The organism is Asticcacaulis sp. AC402 (genome assembly GCF_000495835.1).
Lineage (GTDB): Bacteria > Pseudomonadota > Alphaproteobacteria > Caulobacterales > Caulobacteraceae > Asticcacaulis.
Genome location: NZ_AWGC01000067.1, coordinates 1 through 1,466 on the forward strand (window position 1 = coordinate 1; position 1,466 = coordinate 1,466).

Below are 1,466 nucleotides of genomic sequence, written 5' to 3' on the forward strand. Positions count from 1 at the left end.
TTACAAAACACAGACGTCGTTCGACGTCAGATACAAAAATGTCTTCTCAATTACAGCAACTGCTTTTGGTTGACCTGGTGACTATGCCGGAAGGTCCCCACCCGATCCCATTCCGAACTCGGTCGTTAAGCCTTCCTGGGCCGATGGTACTTCGTCTTAAGTCGCGGGAGAGTAGGTCGTCGCCAGGTCTACCAAGAGCAGTTGCCAGAACCCTTCATATACAAGCCTTAAGGACCGGATCGCGTAAATGCTGTCCGGTCCTTTTACCATCTTGGCGCGGGATGGAGCAGCCCGGTAGCTCGTCAGGCTCATAACCTGAAGGTCGTAGGTTCAAATCCTGCTCCCGCAACCAAGCCTATCAAACTAACCCCGGATCACCTCCGGGGTTTTTTGTTGTCTGGACCTTCCCGACTCAGGTGGCCGAGTCGCCGAAATCAGCCGACGGGTTGTGGCCCGGCCGATTATCCTGCGCGAATAGATATCCGTGCGCTCAGCGCCCTGGGGTCTGCGGCCGGTAAACTGAACCAACCTTTGCGGAGGGCCTGTTTACGCCATTGATAAATCTGGGAGGGCTCTACGCCAACACGTTCGGCAATGCGCGACGGCTTGGCACCGGGCAGCAGAGACCCGGCCGCTATGCCGAACTTAAAGTCATCCGACCAGCGGCTGCGAATTTCAGCCGGACCGCCCTCGATCGGCTCAAGTACGACCTCGACCATTTGGAGCCCATTAGGTGCAGACACAGGTGTAGACATGGGAGGAGCCAAAAGGAGCAACGTTGATCGCGTCGCGCAGACCTTAAAGCTCAAAGCCCCACAGCTATACGGGGGAACCTGATCGCTTACGCTGCAGGTGTTCTCTTCGACGGAGCGAAAGGAAAAGAAAAAGGCCGGCGGTTTCCCGCCGGCCTTTCTTAGTTTGTCGTTCAGCCTTGTCCTATTCGAAGATAAGGTTGGCCTTGGTGATGGTGACGGCGGTGTCGAAGACGATGGTGGCTGTGATGCCGCCACTGCCGGTGCCGTTTGAGTCCCAGACCAGGGTGTTGGTCGTGGTGTTGTAGATGAACTGACCACCGGTGCCGACCGCCGTGCCATTGGCATTGCTGGTGAAGGTGGTGTTGGCCAGGGTGGTGGTGAAGTCCGATGCCGCGAAGGCCAACAGGTCGAGACCGACCTGGAAGTCCATGATGCGGTCGCTGCCGCCGCCCGACCTGGCGAAGACGAAGGTGTCAGCATCGGCGCCCCCGGTCAGGGTGTCGTTGCCGGTGCCACCGGTGAGGCGATCCGTGCCGGCGCCGCCCGTGAGATTGTCGCCGCCAACACCGCCGATGACGGTGTCGTTGCCGGCGCCGCCGTCGATGGTGTCGTTACCCGCGTCGCCATCCAGGCTGTTATTGCCTGTATTGCCGGTCAGGATGTTGCTGACGCCGTTGCCGGTGCCGTTGATATTGCCCGAACCTTCCAAAG

General features: G+C 58.9%; 2 protein-coding genes, 1 tRNA gene and 1 rRNA gene. 2 read left to right on the forward strand and 2 right to left on the reverse strand.

The genetic code is table 11. The features are described from left to right. The first annotated feature begins 73 nt into the window (after positions 1-73). Together rrf and ABAC402_RS38900 are read left to right on the forward strand one after the other, a co-directional pair. Positions 74-188: ribosomal RNA gene (gene rrf, locus ABAC402_RS38895) — 5S ribosomal RNA — on the forward strand. A gap of 87 nt (positions 189-275) precedes the next feature. Next, positions 276-352, forward strand: a tRNA-Met gene (locus ABAC402_RS38900). Positions 353-461: 109 nt separating this feature from the next. Here the strand turns inward: ABAC402_RS38900 and ABAC402_RS40510 are convergent. Both ABAC402_RS40510 and ABAC402_RS38905 read right to left on the reverse strand, forming a co-directional pair. After that, positions 462-719, reverse strand: coding sequence for a transposase (locus tag ABAC402_RS40510; protein ID WP_162148555.1), 258 nt, complete (start codon positions 717-719; stop codon positions 462-464). Between the two features lie 217 nt (positions 720-936). Beyond that, the coding region (locus ABAC402_RS38905; RefSeq protein WP_023451366.1) for a calcium-binding protein at positions 937-1,466 on the reverse strand (530 nt) is incomplete at its 5' end.